21 protein-coding genes are annotated in these 24,265 nt (G+C 71.5%); 6 read left to right on the top strand and 15 right to left on the bottom strand.

The annotated features are described in order from the left end of the window. Positions 1 to 70 precede the first annotated feature (70 nt). From ACIBI9_RS12920 to ACIBI9_RS12910, 3 genes are all read left to right on the top strand, one after another. Positions 71 to 1,012 (top strand): NYN domain-containing protein, encoded by a 942-nt coding sequence (locus ACIBI9_RS12920; protein ID WP_192790143.1) that lies wholly within the window; start codon positions 71 to 73, stop codon positions 1,010 to 1,012. A 119-nt stretch (positions 1,013 to 1,131) separates the two neighbouring features. After that, positions 1,132 to 2,511 carry an AlkA N-terminal domain-containing protein gene (locus ACIBI9_RS12915; protein ID WP_397222167.1) on the top strand — a complete coding sequence of 460 codons (1,380 nt, stop codon included), beginning with the start codon at positions 1,132 to 1,134 and terminating at the stop codon, positions 2,509 to 2,511. Continuing rightward, on the top strand, positions 2,508 to 3,008 hold the full coding sequence (locus ACIBI9_RS12910; protein WP_397222165.1) for a methylated-DNA--[protein]-cysteine S-methyltransferase: 501 nt from the start codon (positions 2,508 to 2,510) through the stop codon (positions 3,006 to 3,008). The genes ACIBI9_RS12915 and ACIBI9_RS12910 overlap by 4 nt, the downstream gene beginning before the upstream one ends. Here the strand turns inward: ACIBI9_RS12910 and ACIBI9_RS12905 are convergent. Further along, a complete protein-coding gene (locus ACIBI9_RS12905; protein ID WP_397222164.1) occupies positions 3,005 to 4,159 on the bottom strand; it encodes an MFS transporter in 1,155 nt (384 codons plus the stop codon). The two genes, ACIBI9_RS12910 and ACIBI9_RS12905, sit on opposite strands and share 4 nt — an antisense overlap. A 90-nt stretch (positions 4,160 to 4,249) precedes the next feature. Here ACIBI9_RS12905 and ACIBI9_RS12900 point away from each other — a divergent pair, with 90 nt between their 5' ends. Next, on the top strand, positions 4,250 to 4,684 hold the full coding sequence (locus ACIBI9_RS12900) for a MarR family winged helix-turn-helix transcriptional regulator (protein WP_397222163.1): 435 nt from the start codon (positions 4,250 to 4,252) through the stop codon (positions 4,682 to 4,684). A gap of 18 nt (positions 4,685 to 4,702) precedes the next feature. Here ACIBI9_RS12900 and ACIBI9_RS12895 read toward each other — a convergent pair whose 3' ends face one another. The 13 genes from ACIBI9_RS12895 to ACIBI9_RS12835 form a co-directional block, all read right to left on the bottom strand. Continuing rightward, positions 4,703 to 5,626: a hypothetical protein gene (locus ACIBI9_RS12895; RefSeq protein ID WP_397222161.1), complete on the bottom strand. Its 924-nt coding sequence runs from the start codon at positions 5,624 to 5,626 to the stop codon at positions 4,703 to 4,705. After that, positions 5,623 to 6,219, bottom strand: a complete 597-nt coding sequence (locus ACIBI9_RS12890; protein ID WP_397222160.1) for a hypothetical protein — start codon at positions 6,217 to 6,219, stop codon at positions 5,623 to 5,625. The genes ACIBI9_RS12895 and ACIBI9_RS12890 overlap by 4 nt, the downstream gene beginning before the upstream one ends. Next, positions 6,216 to 8,984 carry a BTAD domain-containing putative transcriptional regulator gene (locus tag ACIBI9_RS12885; protein ID WP_397222159.1) on the bottom strand — a complete coding sequence of 923 codons (2,769 nt, stop codon included), beginning with the start codon at positions 8,982 to 8,984 and terminating at the stop codon, positions 6,216 to 6,218. The genes ACIBI9_RS12890 and ACIBI9_RS12885 overlap by 4 nt, the downstream gene beginning before the upstream one ends. 69 nt (positions 8,985 to 9,053) lie before the next feature. Beyond that, positions 9,054 to 9,464, bottom strand: a complete 411-nt coding sequence (locus ACIBI9_RS12880) for a pilus assembly protein TadG-related protein (protein ID WP_397222158.1) — start codon at positions 9,462 to 9,464, stop codon at positions 9,054 to 9,056. Further along, positions 9,461 to 9,853, bottom strand: coding sequence for a TadE/TadG family type IV pilus assembly protein (locus ACIBI9_RS12875; protein WP_397222157.1), 393 nt, complete (start codon positions 9,851 to 9,853; stop codon positions 9,461 to 9,463). Before ACIBI9_RS12875 ends, ACIBI9_RS12880 begins: the two co-directional genes overlap by 4 nt. Continuing rightward, the gene (locus ACIBI9_RS12870) at positions 9,850 to 10,278 is read right to left on the bottom strand and encodes a TadE family protein (RefSeq protein WP_397222156.1); all 429 of its coding nucleotides are present in this window, start codon (positions 10,276 to 10,278) and stop codon (positions 9,850 to 9,852) included. Before ACIBI9_RS12870 ends, ACIBI9_RS12875 begins: the two co-directional genes overlap by 4 nt. Then, positions 10,265 to 10,495 carry a hypothetical protein gene (locus ACIBI9_RS12865; protein WP_397222155.1) on the bottom strand — a complete coding sequence of 77 codons (231 nt, stop codon included), beginning with the start codon at positions 10,493 to 10,495 and terminating at the stop codon, positions 10,265 to 10,267. Before ACIBI9_RS12865 ends, ACIBI9_RS12870 begins: the two co-directional genes overlap by 14 nt. Beyond that, on the bottom strand, positions 10,495 to 11,415 hold the full coding sequence (locus tag ACIBI9_RS12860) for a type II secretion system F family protein (protein WP_397222154.1): 921 nt from the start codon (positions 11,413 to 11,415) through the stop codon (positions 10,495 to 10,497). The genes ACIBI9_RS12865 and ACIBI9_RS12860 overlap by 1 nt, the downstream gene beginning before the upstream one ends. Further along, on the bottom strand, positions 11,408 to 12,253 hold the full coding sequence (locus ACIBI9_RS12855) for a type II secretion system F family protein (RefSeq protein ID WP_397222153.1): 846 nt from the start codon (positions 12,251 to 12,253) through the stop codon (positions 11,408 to 11,410). The genes ACIBI9_RS12860 and ACIBI9_RS12855 overlap by 8 nt, the downstream gene beginning before the upstream one ends. A gap of 4 nt (positions 12,254 to 12,257) precedes the next feature. After that, entirely contained in the window at positions 12,258 to 13,553 is a 1,296-nt protein-coding gene (locus ACIBI9_RS12850) for a CpaF family protein (RefSeq protein ID WP_397222152.1), read from the bottom strand. Continuing rightward, positions 13,550 to 14,305, bottom strand: coding sequence for a hypothetical protein (locus ACIBI9_RS12845; RefSeq protein WP_397222151.1), 756 nt, complete (start codon positions 14,303 to 14,305; stop codon positions 13,550 to 13,552). The genes ACIBI9_RS12850 and ACIBI9_RS12845 overlap by 4 nt, the downstream gene beginning before the upstream one ends. Further along, positions 14,268 to 14,939, bottom strand: coding sequence for a hypothetical protein (locus ACIBI9_RS12840; protein WP_397222150.1), 672 nt, complete (start codon positions 14,937 to 14,939; stop codon positions 14,268 to 14,270). The genes ACIBI9_RS12845 and ACIBI9_RS12840 overlap by 38 nt, the downstream gene beginning before the upstream one ends. Positions 14,940 to 15,278: 339 nt before the next feature. After that, positions 15,279 to 15,410 (bottom strand): hypothetical protein, encoded by a 132-nt coding sequence (locus ACIBI9_RS12835; RefSeq protein ID WP_397222149.1) that lies wholly within the window; start codon positions 15,408 to 15,410, stop codon positions 15,279 to 15,281. A gap of 444 nt (positions 15,411 to 15,854) precedes the next feature. Here ACIBI9_RS12835 and ACIBI9_RS12830 point away from each other — a divergent pair, with 444 nt between their 5' ends. Beyond that, positions 15,855 to 20,885, top strand: a complete 5,031-nt coding sequence (locus ACIBI9_RS12830) for an FtsK/SpoIIIE domain-containing protein (RefSeq protein WP_397222148.1) — start codon at positions 15,855 to 15,857, stop codon at positions 20,883 to 20,885. A 528-nt stretch (positions 20,886 to 21,413) separates the two neighbouring features. Here ACIBI9_RS12830 and ACIBI9_RS12825 read toward each other — a convergent pair. Beyond that, positions 21,414 to 21,995, bottom strand: coding sequence for an ArsR/SmtB family transcription factor (locus ACIBI9_RS12825; protein WP_397222147.1), 582 nt, complete (start codon positions 21,993 to 21,995; stop codon positions 21,414 to 21,416). A gap of 321 nt (positions 21,996 to 22,316) precedes the next feature. On the opposite strand from ACIBI9_RS12825, the gene ACIBI9_RS12820 reads away from it, so the two are divergent. Continuing rightward, a complete protein-coding gene (locus ACIBI9_RS12820) occupies positions 22,317 to 23,675 on the top strand; it encodes an alpha/beta hydrolase family protein (RefSeq protein ID WP_397222146.1) in 1,359 nt (452 codons plus the stop codon). The last annotated feature ends 590 nt before the right edge of the window (positions 23,676 to 24,265 follow it).

Below are 24,265 nucleotides of genomic sequence, written 5' to 3'. Positions count from 1 at the left end.
TTGGGACTATCTAGAGAAAGTAGGCGTATATAGTCAGCCGATCAACTAACACCGCGGCCTGGAGGACGACATGGCCATCCCAGACCTCATGCCGCATCCTGTGGCAGCCAAGTACGCCGTCCTAGTGGATGTCGGTTATCTGTACGCGGCGGCGGGTGAAGTGCTGCTCGGCGCGAAGGAACGCAAAGAATATCGGGTGGCCGCCGATGAGCTCATCCAGAGTCTACAGAAACATGCAGAGGAACGTACTTCCGGCGAACTTCTGCGGATCTATTGGTATGACGCAGCCCGCGACCGTGTGCCCACCGTCGACCAGCGGGTCATCGCCCAGCTCCCTTGGGTCAAGGTGCGGCTTGGCAACCTGAACGCCCGCGGCCAGCAGAAAGGCGTGGACGCGCAGATCAGGAGCGATCTGGAGGCGCTGGCCCGGCATCACGCGGTCACCGACACGATCCTGCTCGCAGGCGATGAGGACATGGTTCCGGCGGTCGAGGCGGCGCAGGCGTACGGGGTGCGGATCCATCTTTGGGGCGTCGAGCCGCCGTACGGCACCAACCAGGCCGAGCGCCTGGTGTGGGAGTCCGACACCGTGGAAGTGATCTCCGCTGATTTCCTGAGGCCCTTTTTCAGCCGTGCTCCCCAGCCCGTCCCGGTCACCCCGCCCGCCGCGGCCCCGTCGCCCGCCCAGGTCTTCGCCGGGCGCACGCCGGTCAAGCCGCACGCCAAGCCCGGCCAGGTGGCCAAGCTCGGCCCGAGCCGCCCGCGCGTGGAGGACGTGGGCGAGCACGTGGCACAGAAGTGGATCCTCACCCGTGGCCGCGACAACATCCGCGACCTGCTGCCCGGGCCCATCCTGCCGACCGTGATCGACACCGAGCTGCTGATCGAGGCGGAGAAGGAGCTCGGCCACTCGTTGCGCCCCTACCCGGAGGCCCGGGTGTGGCTGCGCGACGGCTTCTGGGCCCGGGTCTACCGGGAGTTCGACCTGGGGGTGGGCGTCTCGTCCAAGTAGCCGCGGCCCGGGTGTCCGATTTCCGCCGGTCACCCGGCTCGGCCTGCTGACCTGCCGTTCGACGCTCACGTCCGATTTCCGCCAGTCAGCGCTGTCGGGGAGCGCCTAGTGTCGGAGGCATGTCACCACTCCAGCTCGACTTCGACTCCTGCTACCGGGCCGTCTCCGCCCGGGACGCCCGGTTCGACGGGCGCTTCTACACGGCGGTGACGACGACGCGCATCTACTGCCGTCCGATCTGTCCGGCGCGTACGCCATCGTCCAGGAACGTGCGCTTCTACCGGCACGCGGCCTCGGCCGAGGCCGCGGGGTTCCGGCCGTGCAAGCGGTGCCGTCCGGAGCTCTCGCCCGGCGACCCGGGCTGGGACGTGCGCGGCGACCTCGTCGGCCGGGCGCTGCGGCTGATCGACGACGGCGCGGCGGACGAGCAGGGCGTGGCGGGGCTGGCCGAGCGGCTGCACATCACCGAGCGGCACCTGCACCGGCTGTTCGTGGCCGAGCTGGGCGTCGGGCCGCTGGCGGTCGCGCGGACCAAGCGGCTGCTGCTGGCCAAGCAGCTGCTGACGGAGACGGGGCTGCCGGTCACGGAGGTGGCGTTCGCGGCGGGGTTCGGGAGCGTGCGGCAGTTCAACGCGACCATGCGGGAGACGTACGGCTTCACGCCCAGCGAGCTGCGGGCCACGGCGGGCCCGCGGGTCTCCGACGCGACGCTGCGGCTGCGGCTGCACCGGCGCGAGCCGTACGACGTGGAGGGGGTCTTCGCGTTCCTGGCGGCCCGCGCCATTCCGGGGCTGGAGGTGGCGGACCGGACGTCGTACGAGCGAGCCGTACCAGGTGGGACGATCACGCTCACACCACGACGGGACCACATAGCCCTGGACGTCGTGATGGACGACACGCGGCAGCTCGCCCGCGTCGTGGCGCGCTGCCGCCGCCTCCTCGACCTCGACGCCGACCCGTCCGCCATTTCGGAGATCCTTGAGCAGACCTCGCTCGGGCCCCTGGTGACGGCCCGTCCCGGGCTGCGGGTGCCGGGCGCGTTCGACGGCTTCGAGCTGGCCGTACGCGCGGTGGTCGGCCAGCAGATCTCGGTGGCCGGCGCCCGCACCCTCCTCGGCCGCATCGTCGCCAAGGCCCCCGGCCCCCTCTTCCCCACCCCCGCCGAACTCCTGGAGACGGACCTGACCGGCGTGGGCCTGACCAACCGCCGGATCGACACGCTCAAGCACCTGGCCGGCCACCTGGTGGAGGGCCGCCTCGACCTCGACGGCGGCCAGGACCCCGCCGAGGCGGTGTCGGACCTGCTCGAAGTCCCGGGCATCGGCCCGTGGACGGCCAGTTACATCGCGCTCCGGGCGCTGCGCGACCCGGACGCGTGGCCCACGGGCGACCTCGTGCTCAAGAAGCGCATGGCCTGCCTGGGCATCCCCGACGACCACATCGAGCGGTGGCGGCCCTGGCGGGCCTACGCCGCCCTGCACCTCTGGAGCTCATCATGATCGCTGCCCAGCTCATCCCGACCCCGATGGGGCCGCTGTCGCTGCTGTCCCGCGAGGGAGTGGTGGTGGCGGCTGGCTTCACCGCCGACCCGACGGAGATGTTCGTACGCCTCACGCCCGAGCTGCAGTCGGAGGGCCTGGAGGTCGTGGACGACCTCGGGGACGCCTCCGCGGCGGTCCGGGCGTACCTGGCCGGGGATCTGGACGCCCTGGACGCCGTTCCGGTCTCGCAGCCGGGTTCGGCCACCCGCAAGCGGCTCCATGCCGCGTTGCGCGAGGTCAAGGCGGGGACCACGGTCTCGTACGCGGAGCTGGCCGAGCGGGCGGGCATGCCCAGGACGGCCGCCCGGGCGGCCGGCTCGGCCTGCGCGCAGAACCTCATCGCGCCCTTCGTGCCCTGCCACCGGGTGCTGCCCAGCGGCGGAGGCTACGGCGGCTACTACTACGGCGTGCCGGTCAAGGAGTGGCTGATCGCCCACGAAACCCGCGCTCTCTAGGTGGCGGGCACCAGGCGGCGGGCCTGGAGGCCCGCCGCCCCCGCCACGGCCAGCCCGGCCAGGCCCAGCAGGGCCGCGGTCCAGGCGGGTGCCGTGTAGCCGAAGCCGGCGTCGATGGTGAGGCCGGCCACGAAGGAGCCGATCGCGTTGCCCAGGTTGAAGGCCCCGATGTTGGCCGCGGAGGCGAGCGTGGGAGCGCCGGCGGCGGCGTCCAGGACGCGGGTCTGCAGGGGCGGGACCGTGGCGAAGGCGGCCACGCCGAACAGCGTGATGGTGATCACGAAGGCCACTTGGCTGCCCGACACCAGGGCCACCGCCACGGCCAGCAGGGTGAGCAGGGCGACCGAGCCGTAGATGCTGGGCATGACCGCGCGGTCCGCCAGCTTGCCGCCGATCAGGTTGCCCACCACGAGGCCGACCCCGAACAGGGCCATGACCACGGGCACGGCGCCGGGCGAGAAGCCGCCCACGCCGGTCATGATGGGCGCGATGAACGTGATGACGGCGAAGACGGGGGCGAAGCCGAAGACGGTCATCCCGAGGGCCAGCCAGACGCCGGCCTTGCGGAACGTCGCCAGCTCCCGCACGACGCTCCCGGTCGGGCGCGGCTGCCGGGGGACGAGGGCGACGACGCCGGCGAGTCCGGCCACGCCGATCGCCACCACGACCCAGAACGTGGACCGCCAGCCGAACGCCTGACCGATCCAGGTGCCCAGGGGCACGCCCAGGACGTTGGCGAGCGTGAGGCCGGTGAACATCATGGCGATGGCGCTGGCCCGCTTCTGCGGCGCCACCAGGTCGGCGGCCACCACCGAGCCGACCCCGAAGTACGCGCCGTGCGCGAAGGCCGACAGGAACCGGCCGACCATCAGCACCGCGTACGAGGGCGCCAGCGCCGACAGCAGGTTCCCGACGATGAACAGCACCATCAGCGACAACAGCATGGTCTTGCGCGACAGGCGCCCGCCGAGCATGGTCAGCGGCGGCCCGCCGACCGCCACACCCAGCGCGTAGCCGGACACGAGCAGGCCGGCGGCCGGGATGGTCACGTGGAAGTCGGCCGCCACCTCGGGCAGCAGCCCGTTGATGATGAACTCCGTGGTTCCGATGCCGAAGGCGCTGATCGCGAGGGCGAACAGGGCGAGAGGCATAGACTACTCCTCAGACGACGTTAGTAAGCGTGGACATTATTTGCACACGCCGACTACATGAACATACAAGGATGTCGAGGAGGCTGTCACATGCCCCTAGCCGATGACGCCGTGGAGGCACGCGCCCAGGGCTGGCGCATCCTCGCGGCGCTGCACGCGAAAATCGAGGACAGGCTGGAGAAATCACTCCAGAAGGAGCACTCGCTCAGTGTGAGCGAATACACAGTGCTGGACGTGCTGGCCCGGCAGGACGGCTGGCACATGCGGATGCAGCAGCTCGCCAGGGCCGTCGTGCTCAGCCAGAGCGCCACGACCAGGCTGGTGACGCGCCTGGAGAACCGCGGCCTGCTCCGGCGCTACCTGTGCGAGGACGACCGGCGCGGGATCTACTCGGAGGTCACGCAGGCCGGGTTCGAGCTGCTCGGGCGGGCCCGCCCCACGCACGACGGCGTACTGAAGGAAGTGCTCGACGAGGCGGCGGAGCTGCCCGAGCTGGCCCCGCTGGTGGCGGTGGTCCGGTCCTGATCGACCCCGGACCCCCGCTCACGGCCTGACGTTGCTCTGGATCTCGCCGACCGGCACGTCCCGGCTGGCCCCGACCTGTACGGGCGCGAACTGGAACGGCACCACGTTGTCGGCCACCTGGACCGGCCAGACGGTGGTGACGGTCAGCGTGTACTTCTCGCGCGGCTGGTCGATCGCCGAGCGCAGGTAACGCACGCCGCAGGTGAACTGGGCGCCCTTCTCGTACGGCTTCCCGGACGGCCCGCAGCCCTCCTCGTGCACCTCGGCCCGGTCCTTCGTCGTGCCCGGGTCGATCTTGATGTCCTGGAGCGTCGCCACCAGGGTCACGCTCATGACGCCGGGGATCGACGCCGTGACCGTGCGGCGCGGCTGGCCGACGTTCTCCAGCCAGACGAAGGTCGGGAGGTTGACGAAGCTCTTGGCGTCGGGGTTCAGCTTGACCGTGGGCTCCGGGACGGTCAGCGCGGCCCTGGCGATCTGCGCCAGCTGCTCGATCGTGATCCCGGACGGCGGCGTGGTGTTCGGGGGCATGAAGACGAACAGATCGAGGCCGCCCCAGCAGGCGGCGCCGTTCGGATCGGCCTTGTTGTACGCCGGCACCCACCATCGGCCCGGCTTGCCGCGCTGCTCCTCGAACTGCTGGATGAAGGCCCGGCGGCTCTCCTCATGGATGCCCGCCCGCCTGGCCGGACCCACGCCTTCGGTGTGCAGCCGGTACATCTCCTCGGCGTTCAGGCTGGGTTCGTACCAGCAGGGGCGCGGGATGCGATAGCCGTCGCCCGAGCCGCCCTTGCCGTCACCGGTGATCTTGATGGTGCTGGCCTCCAGGCTCAGGGTCGTCGTCCGCCCGCGCTGGTTGCCGTTGACATCGACGTCGCGCGGCCCTGGGGTCGGAGCGGCCGACAGTGGCACCGCGAGCAGTACCGCGAGCAAAGCTTTCATCGGGTGCATCTCTCTGTGGAGGTGATGTAGGACCTGATGCGCCACACCCCGTCGTCACCGCGGTGAGCGACCACGCTCTGGCTGTAAGGGGTGCGCAGCCAATCGGGTTGAGCGGCGACCGCCTTGCCGGTGCGGGAGGAAATCATCCGCACCCCCGACTCGTCCACGCATGCGTTGATCTGGGCGCCCTTGCCCATGCGCCCGCTGACCCGCAGCTTGTAGAGCCGGCCGGTCCCGCGCAGTGAGCGTTCCTCGTCGATGAACTGGTTCACCCACTCCGTCGCCTGTTCCTCGGCCTGGATCTCGAGATTGCGCCGGTAGCCGCGGGTCCCTTCGACGACCGCCTGGCGGGTGCCCACGTACTGGTCGACGATGACCTTCAGCAGCGGGTCGGGATCCGCCGGCCACTCCACCCGCACGCGCAGGCCGTCGCCGATGGCGATGCTCTGGGGGCCGGACGGCGGCGACTCCTCCGGCTGTGTGGCTTCGACGGAGGGCTTCGCCGGGGTGGGCTCCGACGCGGGCGCGTACGGGCGCTCGGCCTGCCCGCAGCCCGCCAGGACGATCATCAGCAGCACCACGACTCGTCTCATGCCGACGACTCCCTCACCACATGGATGCGCCACGTGGGCAGCAGTTCCTCGATCAGTGCCTCGGTCTCCGGGGCCATCCCGCCGCCGTACGGGTGCGAGGCCGCCCTGCGGGTCAGCCCCTCGACGACGGCGCGCAGCCGTACGGTGTCCTCGGTGGCGTGCGTGGCCCGCAGCAGGTCGCGCCAGAGGCCCTCGTCGTCCACCGCCAGCAGCAGGGCCGCGCGTACGGCGGCCACCGCGGCGTCCGGCTGCCCGTGGGCGAGCCGCAGCTCGCAGAGCTGGTGGGCCGCGTCGGCCACCTCGGCGGCCACGTCGTACTCCAGGTCCTCGGCCGCCAGCCAGGCGTACCTACCCGGCTGGCGGCCGCTCAGCAGCGGGCCCCTGACCAGGCCGAGCGCCTTCTCCAGCAGAACGGCCCTGGCCGTCGGATCGCCGTGCGAGCGGCGTACGAGCTCGCGGAACAGCGCCCAGTCCGTACGCACCTCGGGCCCCAGGCTGATCCGGCCGGCCTCGTCGGTGTGCAGGTGCTGCGGACCGAGCCATTCGGCGACCCTGGCGATCGTGGCGTCCCTGACCATGTCCTGCACGCCGCGCGGCCAGAGCACCCCGCCCAGCACCGAGGGATGCACGCCGCCGGGATGCGTGGCCAGGTAGACCAGCAGCTCCGCGGCCAGCGCCAGCCGCCCCTCCTCCAGGGGCCGCAGGCCGGTGACCTCGATGGGGCCGAGCATCCTGATCTCGACGGCGGGCGGGTGCAGCCCCGCCAGCGGCTCGGCCTCGGAGAGTGCCTCGCCGTCGACCCGGGAGGCCGTGCGGAACAGGTCGATCAGGGCCTGGTAGTGGCGGCGGGGCAGGAGCTGGGCCTGCACGTCGAAGCCCAGTTCGGCGATCCTGGCCCGGCCGTCGTCGCCGATCTCCAGCGTCCAGGTGGCGTGCGGGACCTCGCCCGCCAGCACGTAACCGGCGGTGTCCCTGCGGGCCAGCAGCGCCAGGCGCCGGGCCTCCTCGTGCGTGGGCGCGACCGCGGACAGCAGGTAGTGGGCGTCGCGCGGGCTGCCGGTGATGCGCCCGGTCAGCACCTCCCTGCGCGGCGCGGCGATCGCCTCCAGCTCGGGCAGCACCTCGGCCAGGCCGCCGACGGCCCTGATGCGGTCGGGCGCGATCGCGGTCAGCTCCTCGCCGAAGCCGACGAGCGTGATGCGCATGCGGTCGGACCAGCGGTTGGTGGCCAGTTCGACGGCGAGGGCGGCCAGTGCGGCCGTGGTCTGCGGGCCGCGCACGTTGATCAGGCCCTGCGCGGCTTCCAGGTCGATGAGCACGCGGCCGCCGGCGTCCGTGCCGATGGAGACCAGCCCGGGGTACGGCGCCCCACCTGCCTGCGCGTACTCATGGTCGCGGCCGCTTCGGGACTCGTTGGCTCCGCTCTCTCCTCCCGAGCTCCTCCGCTCCGGCAGCAGGCGGCCCTCGTGGGCAGGCAACCGCCACACCTGGCCGCCGTCCTGGGCCGCCCACGGCGCCGGCGCGTCGCCGTCCGGCGGGTGGATCCACAGGTCGAGCGTGCGGGCCGACAGGTGCGCCCCGTACACGGTGGGCGGCGTGCGGTTCTGGGCGGCCAGCTCGGCGCCGAGCAGCCGCAAGCCGATGTCGAGGATGCGGGCGCCCGGCGCGTCGCCGCCCAGCCTCAGCGCGACCTCGGCCTGGGCGGCGTCGTCGCGCGGGCGTGCGATCCGGCGGCCGAACACCCTGCGCCAGAGCTGCTCGCGGCGCCGCCTGGCCAGCACGACCAGCAGGCCCGCGGCGGCCAGGGAGGCCGTGGCGAGGTAGTCGGTCAGGTCGGTCGTCTGGCTCTGCCGGATGGTGGCCTGCGGCCGGTCGGGTTGCTGCTGCTGATCCGGCTGGCGGTGCTTGGCCTCGACCTTCTTCTCGGCGTGGCCGGTCTTCGAGTCGGCGTGCCGGTCCGCGTGCTGCCCCACTGAAGCCCTGCCCGGGTGCTCGCGCAGGGTCTGCTCGCGGGGCTGGTCGACGGGGACGATGTGGGCGTGCCTGGCGTCGTCGGGCATGTCGAGCACCCAGCCGGGCCTGATCAGGTCGGCCATGCGCAGGCGGGAGCCGTCCGGCTGCTCTTTCGCCTGATTAAGCCGGTAAATTTCGGGATATCGGCGACCGTCGCCGAGGCACTTCTCGGCGATCTCCCACAGGCTCTCGTGGTGCCGGCCGTGCGGGGGCTGCACCACGTACACTTTCTTGGTCTTGTGCGTGTCGAGGGTCGTCTTCTCGACGATCGGCGCGGAGTACGCGACCGCCGTCACGGGCGTGGCGGCCGGCGTGGGTGCCAGCTTGGCCAGCGGCACGACCATCGCACCCGCCGTGAACAGCAGCAGCACCGCGCCGACGAGCTTGTTGGCCAGCGCCTGCGTGCCTCCGGAGAGCGGCACGCGAGCCGGCATGCCGACCCTGCGCACGCCCGCGTACACCTCGACCAGCACGCACACGAACAGCTGGAACCAGGCCAGCCACACCAGCAGCACCAGCACGGCCACGACGGTGCTCGGGCCGACGCGGCTGGTGAGCAGGTCGAGGTCGAGCAGCTCGGGCGCGATCGGCGGCCCCACGAACGTGAGCAGCGCGTACGGCACCCCGCCCACGAGCGCGACCAGCACGATCAGCGATCCGATGCCGGCGAGCACGTCTCCGGCACTGCGCCTGGCCTTGGCGCGCACGGGCGTGTGACGTCCGTGTGGGCGCGCGGGCTCTCGCGTCGGCATCGTCTCTCCCTTCCGCCGTCCAGGGTCGTGCTCGTACGCTCGCCGATCCATCGACCGGTGAGTTTCGGTCTATCTCGCTTCGGGTGCGGCGACGGCCTGCCCGGTCATCTCGGCGCCGGGGAAGCCGATCGCGCTCAGGAAGAACGCCTGCCAGCGCACCGACACGCTGACCGTCACCTGCGCCTGTCCCTGGCCGACGGCGCACTCGCCGCGCGTCACGCCCTCGCCGCCCTGCGCGGCGACGATCTCGTCCGCCCTGGCGCACACCTGGTCCTCGCCCAGCAGCCGGGTCTGGCCGGTGGAGCGCAGGTGGTCGACGTCGATCTCGTCGGCGCCGGCCCGCGCGGCCTGCTCGGCCACGTCGGCCGCGCGCAGCCGGGCGTTGATCGCCGCGCCGCCGTCCACGAGGAGCCCGGCCAGCAGGAACACGACGACGGAGAACAGCACGGTGAACACCGACATCGACCCCCGCTCGCTCATTCGACCCTCCTGAACTGCTCGATCGGCACCACCGCCGTGCCGGTCATCCGCTTGACGCCGCCGAACCCCAGGAAGCCCAGGTCCAGCTCGCAGCTCACCTCGGCCTGCACCTGGCCGCCCTGCTCCCACGCGGAGCCGCCCAGCGAGACGGACGGGGACCCGCAGGGCCCGGTCAGCGTGCTGTCGACGATGGCCTTGGCGGCGGCCTCGGCGTCGTCGAGCGTGCGCTGCACCGACGCGGCCCGGGCCGCGTCCCTGGCCGCCCCGTTGACGCGCCCCTGCGACTCCACCAGCACCCCCGCTCCCGCCAGGAACATGAGGAACAGCAGGAAGAGCGGGGCCAGCATCACGGTCTCCACGGCCATGGAGCCGCGCTCTGCCCGCCTCATGAGCAGTCCCCGCCGCCGTTGTCCGGGCGGAAGCACTCGACCGGCCCGCCCGCGGTGGCGGTGATCGTGAACGTCAGCTCGGGCAGCAGCGGGATGACCTGTACGGCGCTGCCGGTCACGGTGACGAAGCGCTCGTCCGGTTCCTTCTCGGACGTCGTGGCCGTGGCGCCCTGGAGCAGCTTCGGACCGACGGCCCGGATGATGTCGGTGGCCTTGGCGGTGGCCTGGCCCGGCCAGTCACCGGAGTCGAACGGCGCCGCCCTGGCCACGCGCGCGCCCTCCTGGGCGGCGGCCTCCGCGACCTGACGGGCGTGGAACCAGAGCGCGACCTGCACGATGAGCAGCGCGACCGCCAGGATGACCGGCATGAGGATGGCCAGCTCGATCACCGTCGCGCCCCGCTCGCGTCTCCTACGGATTACCACCGGTGTCACCGCCACCGCCGAAGGTGCCTTGGAGATCGTTCTGCCTTCCTTCGACCAGCGACTTGATCAAGGTGGCCAACCCGAGCGCGACACCGGCGATGATGGCGGTGATGATCACCCACTCGACGGCCGAGGCCCCGCGGGTGGGGGCGGTGCGGGCGCGATGGACGCGGACGCTCAGGTACGCGGTGAGGTAAACGATCCAGGGATGGTTCATCAGGACCCCAACATCTTCATAGCGGCGGGAAAACTGAGAAAGATCACGAAACCGGCGCAGAGCAGCAGCTGGGCCACGAGCATCGACTGCGACCGCTCGCCGGCCCTGCCCTCGATCTCCGCCAGCTCGCGGCGGCGCAGCGTCGCGGCCCTCGCCGTCAGCGACGCGCGTACTTTGGCGCCGTCGTCGGCCACCAGGCCGAGCGCGGCGGACAGGTCGCGCAGCTCGTCGATGTTGATCTCCTCGCCGAGCTGGCCGAGCGCCTGCCATGGGGTGATGCCGACGATCCTGGCGCCGCTGAGCGCGTCGCGGATGCGGCCCATCGCCCAGTTGGGCTGCTCACCGCTGACCGAGACGGCCATCATGAGGGCCTCGGGGACGCCGCGGCCGCCGGCCAGGTTCATGGAGACGAGGTCGAGGAACGCGCCGACCACATGACGGAAGTCGCGCCGCCTGGCGGCCGCGTCCTTGCGTATCTGGAGGTCGGGCAGGAAGAAGAACAGCAGCGCGACGAGCACGGCGGCCCAGAACGGGATGGCGAGCGAGGTGCCCCACTCCATGAGCACCAGCCAGCCGAGCAGCAGCGGGAAGGCCAGCAGGCCGCTGGCCGCCAGCAGCACCTTGCCTGCCAGGAACGCCTCGAACGAGCGGCCGAGCAGCGCCAGGTCCGCCTTGATCGACCTGACCTCCCAGCCGCGGGCGGCGTACAGGCGGGCCAGGCGCGCACCCAGGCCGCGGCGGAACGCGCTGACCTCCTCCTCGGGCAGCAGGAGCTGGATGCTCGGGCCGCCCGCGTCCTCGCGCATGGCGTCGAGCGCGAGCAGCCGCGCCACCAGCCCCGGGCGGGCCGGGAAGAGCGCCCGCAGCAGTACGAACAGGCCGAGCCCTAATACGGCTCCGCCCAGCGCGCCCTCAACCATTGCCGCCGCCTCCTCCCATGAGCAGCCGGGTCGGCTTGTCGAACCTGGCCAGCCGCCTCATCCAGGCGAACCCGGCCCCGAACAGCCCCGCGACGACCACGAGCACGGCCTGGCCCAGCAGGCCCTCGTACTCGGCCACGTAGGAGGGGTTGAACAGGATGAGGAGCCCGGCGAAGACGAGCGCGGTGATCACCACGATCTGGACGCTGCGCCTGGTCGAGCGGCGTTCGGCCTCGACGCGGCGGCGCATGTCGAGCTCCTCGCGGGCCGAGACGGCCAGCGCGCCCAGCACGTCGCGCAGCCCGGGACCGCGCAGCCGGGAGTTGAGGATGAGCGCGGCCACCACGAGGTCGGCCGACGGGTCGTCGAGCTCGTCGGCGAACAACGCCAGGGCCTCCGGCAGCGCCATCCTCGTGTGCAGCCGGTCGATCATGGCGCGCAGATGGGGCCTGAGCATGGGCGCGGCGGCCCTGATGGACGACGGGATGGCCTGTTCGAGCCCGGCCGCGCCGGCGATCGTGTCACGCAGGGACTCGGTCCAGGCGGCGAGCCCTTCGAGCCGGCGCATGGCGGCGCGCTCCTCGGCCGCCCCGCCCGACAGGCCGCGCCAGGCGAACACGAGCAGCACCGTGCCCACCGCCATGACCGGCCAGCCGGTGATGATCAGGACGAGTCCGGCCGCCACCGCGGCTATCGCGGTGCGGGTGGTCAGCATCTTGAGCAGGTGGCGCTTGGGCTGGGGCGGGCGGGGGCGCATGCCGTACAGGGAGACGAAGAACAGGAACAGGCCGCCGCCGACCACCGCTCCGGCCAGCAGGGCGAACGGGTCGAAGATCACCTCGTCACCACCCCCCTGGCAGGTAGCCGTGGGCGGCGAGCTCGTCCAGGCAGGAGACCGGCGCGTGCGGGACGGCGGTGCCGTCGGGGCCCGGCACGAACACCTCGCTCGACAGGACGCGGCCGTCGCAGCCGTTGACCTCGCGGATGCTGGAGACGTAGCGGCGCAGGGTGCCGCCGATGTTGTAGTCGTTGCGCTTCGTGATGAAGACGACGAAGTCGATGGCGCCCGCGATGAGCATGTGGGTCGCGTCGATGGGCAGGCGCTCGCTGGCCTGCAGGGCGTAGGTGGAGATGCGGTTGAAGACCTCCATGCTGGAGTTGGCGTGGATGGTCGACAGGGAGCCGTCGTTGCCCTGGGTCATCGCGTTGAGCATGGTGACGATCTCGTCGCCGAGGACCTCGCCGACGATGACGCGGCTGGGGTTCATGCGGAGGGAGCGTCTGACCAGCTCGGCCATGGAGATCTCGCCCTGGCCCTCGGAGTTGGGCAGGCGTTGCTCGAAGGCGACGACGTTGGGGTGGAGCTCGGGGAACTGGTCGAGGCCCAGCTCCAGGGCGCGTTCGACGGTGATGAGGCGCTCGCTGGGCTGGATCTCGTTGGCCAGGGCCCGAAGCAGGGTGGTCTTGCCGGCGTTGGTGGATCCGGCGATCATGATGTTCTTGCGGGCGGCGACGGCGGCCGTCAGGAACCGCGCCACATCCCGACTTATCGTGCCGTTGCCCGCCAGGTCGGACAGGAAGACCTTGCCGAGGCGGGCGCGGCGGATCGAGACCGCCGGCCTGACGGTGACGTCCATGACGGCGCTCAGCCGGGAGCCGTCGGGCAGGCGCAGGTCGAGCTGCGGGTTGGCGGTGTCGAAGGGCCTGCTCGACAGGCCCGAGTACGCCGCCAGGATCTGGATGAGCTCGATCAGCTCGTCGTCGGACTCGGCGACCGGGTCGTGCATGACCTCCTGGCCGTCGGCGTAGCTGACGAACACCCTGTCGCAGCCGTTGATGTCGATGTTCTCGACCTGGGGGTCGTCGAGCAGCGGCTGCAGCCTGCCCACGCCGAACAGCGCGGCGTGGATGCCGGCCGCGAGCGCCTCTTCCTCCTCGACCGTGGGGGGCGTGCGGCCGAGGCCGATCTCGTTGCGGGCGTGCTCCTCCAGGACCTGGGAGATCAGCGCCCGGGCGAACTGGCGCTCGTCCTCCCCCGTCATCGGGGGCAGGCCGTTGGCCTGGTCGAGCCGGCGCTGGTGAGCCAGGCGGTCGCCGACCTCCTGGCGGAAGCGCTTGACCAGCGAGTGATCGATCATCGGTGACTCACCAGCCTCCCCGCCAGGTCTCTCGCGGTGCGGATGAGAAGGGACCGGTCGAGCCGCCCGCCCCACTGGCCGCGCAGCAGCTCGGCGCCCTTGGGGTCGTGGGCGAGGCCGTAGACGTACTGGACGGCCGGGCCGACGATCCTGCGTACGTCGTCGATGGAGCCGCGGTAGTTACGCGGGTCGGCGATCACGGCGACGCCGTGCGCCTTGGTGATCTGGAGGCGTTCGCGCAGGTGGGCGACGTGGTCGAGGGTGGCCCTGGTGAGCAGCACGACCTGCTCGGCCTCGGCGAGCAGGTCGCCGAGCTGCGCGTGCGCGCCGAGGCGGCCGCAGTCGGCGATCACGTCGGCGTTCGGGATGCCGGCGAGCGCTCTGCCCAGCGGGCCCCACATCCAGGTGAGCCCGGCGGCCTGCTCGCCGTGCGTGAGCCCGACCAGCACGTCGAGCCCCCCGACGATCTTCTGCGTGTGCTGGTGGATCTGGGCGGGCTCGAGCCCGCGCCGCGCCGTGGCGCCGAGGGTGAGCAGGCCCTTGCCGGGGTTCAGCACGCCGCCGTCGGCGGCCGGGAGCCGGTAGGCGAGGTCACCGCCCGCCGGGTCGCATTCGGCCAGCAGCACGGGGCGCGGCCACACCGCCGCCAGGGCGGTCGCCGCGGTCGTCACACCCGGCGCGCCTTTGTCAGCGGCCAGTACGATCAGCGCCACGTCAGCGTGCCCCCGGTAGCTCGGCCACCGCGATCTCACCGCTGGAGGCGAACGCCACTATTTCCGGCGACGCTGATGAATCCACTATTACCGTGATCTGGCCGGAATTCGCCGTCCTGGACTTGTCGCCCACCGAGAACACGAGAGCGCTTTCGGCCAGTACCCGCGTTTGTCCCTGGCTCGAACGGCTCGGCACATATATCACCTGGACCCGGTCGCCCGCCTCCACACCGGCCGGCATTTGCCCTGGCTTGAGGGCCAATCCGACGGTCGCCTTTCCCGGGCCGAGCTCGCTGCTCTGCTTGACTCCCATCCGGCTCGTGAACAGCGTGCCGGGCAGGATCGTGACGGTCGCGAAGCTGTTTTCCACCTTGCCCCGCTCCGACCAGCTCACGTAGTCGACGCCGCTGTCGGCCGCGATCTGGACCTCTTCCAGCATCTGCTCAGTGAACTTCTGGCCCGCGCCGACCTGCTGCGTCACCCGGATCGCGGAGACGCGGTCGCCGCTGCGCAGCACGAGCAGGGTCGTGGCCAGCGCGCCGCCCAGAATCAGCAGAACGGCAAGGGCGGCGAGGGCCGGCTTGCGTTCTCGAGGGGGCACGGGGAGCTTGCGCGAGGCCGGGCCGGACAACCCCGCCGCCGCGTTGACGGCAGGCTTTTCACTGGTCCTCATGGGTGGGGGGCTCCCAATTGAATCGTGGAATTGCCGCCATTATGTGGGGCGGGGAGGGCGCGCGGGGGCGGAATGCGAGGACCCATGCTTGTTTCGCAGGTGACGGGACGCCAATGCCAGAAAATCGATGCCGGTTCTTTCTACCGAGTTGACGACCAACCATTTCTCCGGCTAGCCACCACCCCAATAACACCGGCCCCACGATTCAACCCATTAACATCTGCCCCATCGCAAATCGCACCCACTCACCCCAGTCCACCCCCCTCCCACCCACACCCGGCCATATGCCACCTTCACCGGCACCGCCACCCACCCTCAGCCGCTCATCCGAGCCGCCTCTCAACCGCAGGCGCCTCTGCCGGCACGCGGCCCGCAGCCCACCGCCACCGCCATCGGCACCGCCATCGGCACCGCCATCGGCACCGCCACCGGCACCGCCACCGGCACCGCCACCGGCACCGCCACCGCCACCCACCCCCATCAGCGCCGGGTCGGCGAGACGACGCACGGCCCAGTCCGGCGCAACGCCCACGGTGCCCAGCCACACCCCTGACGCCGCCTCCTCCATCAAGCCCCGCCCTCGACCCCACCCGGTGCCCCCAGCCCTCGACCCACCCGGTGCGCCCCAGCCCCGACATCCGCCATCCGCCCACCCGCGCCCTGGCCGGACGCAACGCCCCGCCACCTAACCAAACGGACACCAATGCCATACGCCGCACCCTCACACCCACCACCCCCCGATTAGCCACCCAGCCCCGCCAAAGAGCGGAGACCGGTTATCCACAACCATCAGGAGCCCCAGCCCACCCTCATCCCCAGCCCCAGCCAGCCATGCCATTGCCGTCAACCAACCCGCCTAGCCTCGCTTCGGGCGCTACCTTTGGGCGCCCGAGATCCGAGCGAGGAGACGGCATCATGCGGATCATGCTCACCGTGCTCGGCGGGCAGGGCGACCGTGACGTCGTGATCGACGGCGACGACGGCGCCACAGTGGCGAGGGTGAGCGAGGCGCTCAACGATCACGGGCCGCTGGCGAAGGTCGTCCGCCTGCCCAGAGCACGAGCCCCCTACGGAATGTCGGCACCCCAGGACACCGGCGCCCACGTGCCACACCCCCGCCGACCTGAGCGCACCGCGACTCAGGCGGTCACAGCGCAGCCGAGCGCCCCAGGGACGGCGCCGGTCTTGTGGCGTGACGGCCGCCCGCTCGACCCCCGCGCCAGGGCCACCGCCGTGCTGCGCGACGGCGACAAGGTCACGCTGGACCCCGCGCTCGCCCGCGAGACCCTCATCGAGGAGCCGGGCGGCGTCGCCGAGGTACGCGTGGTGGGCGGCCCCGCGGCCGGCGCCGTACACCGGCTCGGCCTGGGCGTGCACGTCATCGGCTCCGACCCGATGTGCGCCATCACCACCGCCGACCCCGCCCTCGCGCCGGAAGCGGTGACCGTACGCGTGACGCCGGACGCGATCACCATCGAGCGCGCCTGGCGGCAGCCCGGCGAGGCGCCCAGGCTCAAGCTCAAGGGCAGGTGGGCCGAGGAGGTCGCCGAGCTCACGGCCCGGGTCGCGGAGCGGGAGGCGGCCGAGCTGGCCGCCGACTACGGCGAGGTGCCCGAGCTCGACGGCCGTCCGCTCACGGAGCAGACCGAATGGCCCGACCAGGCCGTGCTCATGTGTGGTTCGTCGGTGTTCGTGCTGACGTCGATCGAGCCCAAGGACGCCCACCTGGCACCCAGGAGCGAGGGCGGCGTGTCCTACAACCGCCCGCCCAGGCTCCGGCGCCCGGAGCCCGAGCGCAAGTTCGTCAAACCCAAGGAGCCCTCCAGGAACGAAGGCCTGCGCCTCCAGCTCCTCGCCGCCCTCCTGCCCGCCGTGCTCGGCGTGACGCTCGCGTTCGCCCTGAAGCAGCCGTACTACCTGCTCGTCGCCCTCATGACCCCGGTCATCATGATCGGCCAGTGGTGGAGCGACCGCCGCCACGGGAAGAAGCAGCACAAAAAGGCGCTCAAGGAGTACCACGAGCAGATCCAGGCGTACGACGAGGCCGTCGAGCAGGCGAGGGTGGCGGACGAGGCGGCCCGCAGGTCGGACGCGCCCGACCCGGCGCAGGTGCTGCTCACCGCCACGGGGCCGCGCAGGCGGCTGTGGGAGCGCAGGATCCACGACAACGACTCGCTTCGGCTCAGGGTCGGCCTCGCCGACCTGCCCGCCAACCTGGAGCTGTCGGAGGAGCAGGGCGGGCCCATCGATCCGCCGATGTGCCGTTCCGTTCCTGTGGCACTACCCATGCGCAGGCTGGGCGTGGCGGGCGTCACGGGCCCACGCGCCGCGGCGACCAGCCTCGCGAGCTGGCTGATCGCCCAGGCTGCGACCCTGCACAGCCCGCGTGACCTGGCCATCGTGATCGTCTCCGCGCACGCCGACGGCGAGCACCGCTGGGGCTGGATGCGCTGGCTTCCGCACTGTACGCCGCGCGCCGGCGAGGAGTGCGTGGCGCTGGTCGGCACCGACCCCGAGTCGGCCGCCCGCCGCGTCTCCGAGCTCGCCGCCCTCATCGACGAACGCCAGAACACCGCGATCCCCGAGCTGGGCAAGATCCCCACCGGCTGGGACGACCTCGGGGGCCCGGAGAAGCCCACCTTCTCCTCGTACGACGTGCGCCCGTACGACGTCCTGGTGATCCTCGACGGCGCCCAGGTGCTGCGCGGCCTGCCCAACATGCCGCAGGTGCTGCGCCAGGGCCCGCGTTCAGGGGTGTTCACGCTCGCCATCGACGACGACCAGCGCCTGCTGCCCGAGGAGTGCCAGACCGTGGCCGCGTGCGGCGCCGACGGTCTCGTACGCCTGCGCGGCGGCGGCCTCGACGTCATCGGCCCGATTCTGGGCGACCTCGTCTCCCCCACCTGGTCCGACCGGCTGGCCAGAGCCCTGTCCCCGATCCGCGACGTGAGCAGGGACGACCCGTCGGGCAATCTCCCCGACGCCGTCCGCCTGCTCGACCTGATGAGCCTGCCCAGCCCGTCCGGACGGGAGCTGGCCGGGCGATGGCGTGCCCAGGGCTCCACGAGCGCGCTGATCGGCATCGGACCCGAAGGCCCGTTCTCGGTCGACCTCAGGCTCGACGGCCCCCACGGCCTGATCGCCGGCACCACGGGCGCGGGCAAGTCGGAGCTGCTGCAGACGCTGATCTGCTCGCTGGCGGTGGCCAACCGGCCCGACCAGCTCACGTTCGTACTGATCGACTACAAGGGCGGCGCCGCCTTCAAGGAGTGTGTACGCCTGCCGCACACGGTCGGCATGGTCAGCGACCTCGACGGCCACCTGACCCAGCGGGCCCTCGACTCGCTGGCGGCCGAGATCCGCCGCAGAGAGCGCCTGCTGGCGGCGGCCGGGGCCAAGGACATCGAGGACTACACGGGCACGGGCATGCCGCGCCTGGTGTTGATCATCGACGAGTTCGCCGCTCTGGTGGCCGAGCTGCCCGACTTCGTCACGGGCCTGGTCGACATCGCCCGCCGTGGCCGCTCGTTGGGCATCCACCTCATCCTGGCCACGCAGCGCCCCGCGGGCGTGGTCACGGCCGACATCCAGGCGAACACGTCGTTGCGCATCGCCCTGCGCGTGACCGAGCCCGCCGAGTCCTCCGACGTCATCGACCTCCCGGACGCCGCCCACATCTCCAAGTCGACGCCGGGCCGCTGCTACGTCCGTTCCGGTGTGGGGGCCGCGACCGCCGTACAGACGGCCAGGGTAGGAGGCCGCAGCCCCGCGCCAGGTTCGACGGGCCCGCTCGCCGGGCTGGGCGCCGCCATCAGGGTGCTCGACGTGAGCTGGCGCTCGTTGGGCAAACCCCTGCCGCCCCCTCCGGAGCCGGAAGAGGACTCGACGGTCACCGACCTCACCCTGGTCGCCGACGCCCTCATCGAGGCCACCCACCTTGCCGCGGTCCCCGTCCAGCCCAGCCCTTGGCTCGATCCCCTCCCCACCCTCCTCGTCCTGGACCTGCCAGCCCTCACCACGTCACCCCCGACAACCGCAGCCTCGCCTTACAGCGCCCCAGATTTCCCAGCGACCACTTCTTCACCTTCCGGCGGGCCTGCACCGCAGACAACAGCTCCCAACCCGCCAAAGGACACTTCCAAGCACATTCCAGGGATCGCCGCCCGCCCCCATGACCCCATCCAGGTCTCCGTGAAGGGCTCGGTCCAGCCTGCCCTCGGCCTCCCCGGACACCCACCCATGGGTCACCCCACGCCCCTTCACCCGGCAACCCCAGGCCATCTCCATCCACCATCGAGCCACCGCTCCTCCGGAGGCGCGAACGGCCCTCTATCAGGCAGCACACAACCTGACCACCTCCAGGGCACGGCATCCCTCTCGGGTGCGTTCGTCGAGGTGCCACCGCTGCCTTACGGCCTGACCGACCGTCCGTGGGCACAGGACCGGCGCCCTCTGACGCTGGACCTGCCCCATGGAGGCCATCTGCTCATTGCGGGGGCCGCCCGCTCCGGCAGATCGACGGCACTGCGAACGATCGCGGGCTCCATCGCGGCCCACGCCTCCCCGGAAGACGTCCACGTCCACGCGGTCGACTGCGGCTCCGGGGCGCTCCTGCCCCTGGTCGCGATGCCCCACTGCGGCGCCGTCGTGACCCGCGACCAGATCGACCGGGTCGAACGCCTGCTCACCCGCCTGCGTGCCGAGGTCGGCCGCCGTCAGCAGCTCCTGGCCGAGGCCGGGCACGCCTCCCTGGCCGAATATCGCCAAGCCGGCCACCGCCTCCCCTGGCTGGTGTTCATGCTCGATCGCTGGGAGGGCTTCGTCGCCGCCTTCGAGAGCTACGACTACGGCCGACTGATCGAGTCGCTGCTCCAGCTCATGCGCGAAGGCCCGGCGGTGGGGTTCAGGGCCGTGGTCACCAGCGACCGGTCGGGCCTGCTCGGCCAGGTCTCGACGGTCTTCGACGACCGCCTGCTCCTGCGCCTGTCGGACTCCTCCGATTACGGCCTGGCGGGCTTCCCCCTCAAGGGCCTGCCCGCGTCGATGCCGCCCGGCCGAGCCCTCTCGATGGGCGAGCACGGCATCGTGGAACACCACATCGCGCTCCTCTCCCCCGACCCCTCGGGCCCGGCCCAGGTCGCCGCGTTCCAATCCCTGGCCCGCACGTCGCCGGCAGGTTCGGAGAGCACTCGGCGGGGTCCCGCTCACGGGCGGTCCGCGGGCGCCGGCCAGGGCGGCTGGCAGTGGAAAGGCGAGTCACCGTTGCGGGTGGACGCCCTCCCCATGCGCATCACGGCATCCCAGGCGCTCGCCCTGGACCCGACATTCGCGCCCCCGTCCCCATTGTGGGCACTGATCGGTGCCGGCGGCGACGCCCTGGCGCCGCTCGGGCTCGACTTGCTGGCCCACGGGCCCGGCGGCGTGATCGCCGGCCCGTCCCGCTCCGGCCGCTCGTCCGTCCTGCTGACCGCCGCCCGCTCGCTCATCGCCCGGGGCACACCCGTCATCGCCGTCGCCCCCAGACGCAGCCCGTTAAGGGAGCTGGACGGGGCACTGGCCGTGCTGGACGGCAACGCCACCAACCTGGCGGAGCTGGTCGCGGAGCTACAGCAGTACGTGGTGCTGGTGGACGACGCCGAGTTGATCAACGCGGACGGTCCGCTGGGGATGGCACTGGAGGAGGTGCTCCGATCGGGCCGGGACGGCGATCACGGCTTGCTGATCGCCGGCGCGACCGGGGATCTGGCCGTCGCCTATCGCGGATTCGTCGCCGAGACGCGCAAGGCCCGCACCGGGGTGCTCCTGGCCGTCCAGAGCCAGGCCGACGGCGACATCTTCTCGATCCGCCTACCCCGCGGAACGGTCGGCGGCCCCCCTGGCCGAGGCTTTCTGGTGAGAACAGGCAACATCACCCCCATCCAAGCGGCCCTTCCCGACAACGACTGACGTACAAGGGCCGGGCAACCAGCCCCACCCCCTCGGGACCGCCGGCTACGAGACTGATCCCCCGTGCCCAACGGGACCTGCCGTCACAGGCATCCGCCTTGAAAGCCCGCTGCCGTAGTGCCCACTGTGACGGTGGTGCTCCGCGAGAGGGCTCCTTGTGATGTTGGGGTTTACCCGGATCCTCGGCGGGTGAGCTGTGCCGGCATAGGAGGTATGTCTGGCCTCGTCGGCTGGTGGCGCTGTGCGGGGCTTGAGGGTCTGTCAGGGCACCCTCACGGGCAGGGGCTGTGCGGTCATGGGAGGTGGGCCAGGGCTTGTCGGCTGGCGGGGCTGTGCAAGCCCTGGGGTGGATCAGGACTCGTCGGCCGGTTGGGCTGTGCGGGCATGGGCGTGGATCAGGACTCGTCGGTCAGCGGGGCTGTCCAAGCCCGCGGGTGAGTCAGGGCTCGTCGGCCGGTGGGGTTGTGTGGGGTTGGGCGGATACGTCGGGCTCGTCGGCGGATGGGGCACTGCGGGCTTGGGGGTGAGTCAGGGCTCGTCGGCGGGGAGGGTGAAGAGGCGGACGTAGACGGGGCGGGCGTCCGGAGGGGCGTCCTCTGGTCGGTGGCTGTATTTCAGGAGCAACGCGATGTACGCGTTGTAGAACTCGTTCAGCTCCTCTTTCGTCATGCGGGCAAGGCCTCTTGAGCCCTTTGCCCAGTCGGGGTCGGCGCGGTAGGCGGCTGGGAAGCGTTCCATGAGGGCGCGGTCCTCCTCGAACCCGACCCTCAGGAACTCGCCCAGTACCGCGCGGTCCTCCGGGGCCAGTTGGTCGGGGGTGGGGAAGCGCATGTCCCTGGGGATCTCGGCGCGGCGCCACCAGCGTTCGCGGCCGGACGAGCGTTCGGGGATCTCCTCGATGAAGCCGTACTTCTCCAGCTGGCGCAGGTGGTAGCTCGTGGTGCCGGTCTTGGCGTCGAGCAACTCGCCCAACGTGGTGGAGGTTGCGGGGCCGTGGATGTTGAGGTGGGTCAGCATGCGGCGGCGCATGGGGTGGGCCAAGGCCTTGAGCCTGGCCGGGTCGTCGAGGATGAACGGCTCGTCGCCATCCTTCGTCTCGTCCTCCTTCATGAGGAGGAGGGTAGTCCTCCCGAACGATATCTGCAGACTTCTCTTTGCCGAGGTTTCTCTGCAGACTATGTTCGGCGTATGGAAAAGATTCTTGCGGTCGTCGCCGCCACGCTTCTGGCGGCCGGCCCTACTGGTGGTTCTTCACTGCTCGGCACTTCCATGGGACCCGCTCCCTCCAGCTTTCCGTCGGAACGCTTAGCGGTCGGACCGTCGGCCGAACATGTCGGCGGACAGGAGGTCCAGCAACGGGGATTCGGGGCCGGGCAGCTGGGAGGTGGCGCCAGAGCGCGCTCCGGCGCTGGTCCGGATAGAGGGCTTGACGTGCCCGACGATCTGGCCGCCGCCGAGGTGAGCTTTCGAGGGAGTGGCGGGCTGGTGCTGCACGGCAGCGTGATCAGTCCGGCGCGGGCGCGGAGCGGGCGGGCCGGGGTTGTGCTGGTGCACGGGGCAGGGACCGGGACGAAACGGGAGAAGCTGCTGGGTGAGGCCGTGGCGTTCGCCCGTCAAGGGCTGTCGGTGCTGATCTACGACAAGCGTTCCGAGGGGTATTCGCTGTTCGAGAGGTCGTACTCGCAACTGGCCGACGACGCTCTGGGGGCCGTGCAGACGCTGCGGCGGCAACCGGGGGTCGATCCGGCGAAAGTCGGGATCTGGGGCCTCAGCGAGGGTGGATGGGTGGCGCCGCTGGCGGCGTCGCGGTCCACGGACATCTCGTTCGTGATCCTGGTGGGCGCCAACGCGCTGCAGCCGCTACGGCAGCAGACCTGGGCGGTGGCGGCCGGGTTGCGGAAGGCGGGGGTGCGCGGGTCCTTCGTCGATCGGGCCGAGCCCACGATGTACCGGATGATCGCGGATGGCGGGATGTTTCCCGAGCCCTACTACGATCCGGAACCGGTCATCGCGAGCGTACGGCAGCCCGTGCTCGGGATCTGGGGCGTACACGACCTTCTGACGCCGCCCCGGGAGACGCCGCCCATCTTCGCCAAAGCCTTGGAGAAGGGAGGAAACCGGCAGTACACGTTCCGGTTCTTCGCGGATGCCGATCATGCGGCTCATCGGACGCCTGATGGTGGTGTCACGCGACTGCCCGAGCTCGCTCCTGGTTATGCGGAGCTGGTCGGCAGCTGGGTGGGAGAGGCGACCTCGGGGCGGGCGCCCGTAGCGCAGGTGACAGGTCCTGCGCCGGTCCAGGCGGACGACACTGTGGCGGTGCCGCCTGCCGGGTGGTGGGAGTCAGCGGGCGTTCAGGGGGCGGCGCTGGTGTTGTTCCTGGTCGCGTTCGGAGGGTATCCGGTGGTGGCCCTGGTACGCCGGGTCCGGCGGCGCGGCGGGGTGCAGCCCGTCAACCGGGCGGGGCGGGGCGAGGCGGCACCCGTCAAGGGGGCGTGGCTGGTCAGTGCCGGTGGGTTCACGGTGGTCGTCGGCGGGTTCTTCTACCTGTTCTACTCGATCATGACTGGGGGGAAGCTGGCCTCGCCGGGGCCTCTGGTGGCGGAGCGGCCCCTCATCTGGCTGGCGCTCCAGGCTCTCGCGATCGCGACCGTCGTGGGGACCGTCTTGACGGGCGTACGGTGGCGCCGGTCCGCTCCGGCCGGCGAAAGGGTGCGGATCGGGTTGCTGATGGTGGGCGGCGTCGTGTTCGTCCCGTGGGCGCTGTACTGGGGGTTGCTCCTCCCATAGTCGGCGGGCGGTGGGGCGCGGCTTGGGCCTCATGGAGCGGTGTTCGCGTGACCTGACGTATGAGGGGCGCGGAAAGGCGACCTGAGTCATGGGAGGCGCGGTTGGCTGGACGGCGCTGGTTCAAGAGCGGCAAGGCGGTCGGTGAGGCTGGAGGCAGTGGGCGGAGCGTTGGTTCGCGGGGGCCGTGCTGGGGCGACGCTGTAGGCATTCAGAGAGCAGGGGGCTGGCCGGGTTAGCGGGGCATGGAGGGCTCGCGGGGGATGGAGGGCTCGCGGGCCGATCGGGAGCCAGGGGGCTGGATGGGCTGCCGGGGCCGGCCGGGAGCGGGGGCTGGCCGGGTTGCCAGAGCTGATGGGCTGCGGGTTGCCGGAAGCCGGGGCGCCGACCGGGTTGCCGAGAGCTGATGGGCTGCCGGGCCGACGGAAGCCGGGGGGCTGCCGAGGTGCCGAGAGCTGATAGGCCGGGGCTGGTCGGATTGCGGCGCTGGGTGGTCGGCGGCGCTGGGTGGTCGGCGGCGCTGGGTGGTCGGCGGCGCTGGGTGGTCGGCGGCGCTGGGTGGTCGGCGGCGCTGGGTGGTCGGCGGCGCTGGA

Source organism: Nonomuraea sp. NPDC050451 (assembly GCF_044458585.1).
This window is presented reverse-complemented; position numbering and strand designations above follow the sequence as displayed.

Bases quoted from the DNA above. Each gene is read 5' to 3' on its own strand.
- ACIBI9_RS12895 (WP_397222161.1), bottom strand. From the start codon at position 5,626: ATGAAAGCTTTGCTCGCGGTACTGCTCGCGGTGCCACTGTCGGCCGCT.
- ACIBI9_RS12920 (WP_192790143.1), top strand. From the start codon at position 71: ATGGCCATCCCAGACCTCATGCCGCATCCTGTGGCAGCCAAGTACGCC.
- ACIBI9_RS12850 (WP_397222152.1), bottom strand. From the start codon at position 13,553: ATGATCGATCACTCGCTGGTCAAGCGCTTCCGCCAGGAGGTCGGCGAC.
- ACIBI9_RS12875 (WP_397222157.1), bottom strand. From the start codon at position 9,853: ATGAGGCGGGCAGAGCGCGGCTCCATGGCCGTGGAGACCGTGATGCTG.
- ACIBI9_RS12885 (WP_397222159.1), bottom strand. From the start codon at position 8,984: ATGCCGACGCGAGAGCCCGCGCGCCCACACGGACGTCACACGCCCGTG.
- ACIBI9_RS12825 (WP_397222147.1), bottom strand. From the start codon at position 21,995: ATGAAGGAGGACGAGACGAAGGATGGCGACGAGCCGTTCATCCTCGAC.
- ACIBI9_RS12865 (WP_397222155.1), bottom strand. From the start codon at position 10,495: ATGAACCATCCCTGGATCGTTTACCTCACCGCGTACCTGAGCGTCCGC.
- ACIBI9_RS12840 (WP_397222150.1), bottom strand. From the start codon at position 14,939: ATGAGGACCAGTGAAAAGCCTGCCGTCAACGCGGCGGCGGGGTTGTCC.
- ACIBI9_RS12890 (WP_397222160.1), bottom strand. From the start codon at position 6,219: ATGAGACGAGTCGTGGTGCTGCTGATGATCGTCCTGGCGGGCTGCGGG.
- ACIBI9_RS12880 (WP_397222158.1), bottom strand. From the start codon at position 9,464: ATGAGCGAGCGGGGGTCGATGTCGGTGTTCACCGTGCTGTTCTCCGTC.
- ACIBI9_RS12915 (WP_397222167.1), top strand. From the start codon at position 1,132: ATGTCACCACTCCAGCTCGACTTCGACTCCTGCTACCGGGCCGTCTCC.
- ACIBI9_RS12905 (WP_397222164.1), bottom strand. From the start codon at position 4,159: ATGCCTCTCGCCCTGTTCGCCCTCGCGATCAGCGCCTTCGGCATCGGA.
- ACIBI9_RS12910 (WP_397222165.1), top strand. From the start codon at position 2,508: ATGATCGCTGCCCAGCTCATCCCGACCCCGATGGGGCCGCTGTCGCTG.
- ACIBI9_RS12900 (WP_397222163.1), top strand. From the start codon at position 4,250: ATGCCCCTAGCCGATGACGCCGTGGAGGCACGCGCCCAGGGCTGGCGC.
- ACIBI9_RS12830 (WP_397222148.1), top strand. From the start codon at position 15,855: ATGCGGATCATGCTCACCGTGCTCGGCGGGCAGGGCGACCGTGACGTC.
- ACIBI9_RS12860 (WP_397222154.1), bottom strand. From the start codon at position 11,415: ATGGTTGAGGGCGCGCTGGGCGGAGCCGTATTAGGGCTCGGCCTGTTC.